The following is a 605-nucleotide window of genomic DNA, read 5'->3' as shown; positions in this document are numbered from 1 at the left end:
TCGTCCAGCGACCGACCGATCTCGAACCTGGCGACTGCTTCGGTCGATCTGGCCGCCGATCCCCTGCTGGACGACAGCCTCGTCTTCGGCACGGTTTTCGACGACTGCGACGCAGACGGCTGGCAGGACAGTGCCGCCTTGAGCGGGCTGCAGGCACGCGGCGGTTTCGCGGCCGGCGCCTACATCGCCCAGTCGACGACGATAGACCGTGGCGACGGGCCGCAATCGCTTGCCGATGCCAGCGCGTCGCTGCCGCACGGCTTGCAATTGGGCGCCATTGCCGCACGCCAGTCGAACAAGGACCCGGTCGAGCACCATCAAATCGTCATTCGGCAGCGGCTGCGTGCGCCGAGCTTCACCGACGACTTCATGCTGACCAATAAGGAAGGAGTGACCGTCCGGATGGATGCCGGAGGCCGCACTTCGGTCGAGAAGACGGGCGCGGCAGCGAAGGGCTTGAACGCAGCGGCACCGACCGTGGAGCGGCGGGTGGAGCAGGGCGAGGGCGGCTATGTGGTCGACTATATCGTCCGCAACACCGGCATCGACGAGCGGGGTCTGCCGGGCGTACGCATCGCTTCGGTCGAAGGGCTGCTGACCGAGAC

Annotated in this window: 1 protein-coding gene; it reads left to right on the top strand. The window is 66.9% G+C overall.

Features of this window, described 5'->3' with window-relative positions; translation table 11 throughout:
- Nucleotides 1-605 (top strand): hypothetical protein (locus EX88_RS26655; protein WP_036149877.1); only part of this gene is annotated, 605 nt, incomplete at both ends.

It is taken from the genome of Lysobacter antibioticus (assembly GCF_000731095.1).
Classification (GTDB): Bacteria; Pseudomonadota; Gammaproteobacteria; order Xanthomonadales; family Xanthomonadaceae; genus Lysobacter; species Lysobacter antibioticus_B.
The sequence above is the reverse complement of the archived record's forward strand: the minus strand, read 5'-3'. Positions and strand labels throughout refer to the sequence as shown.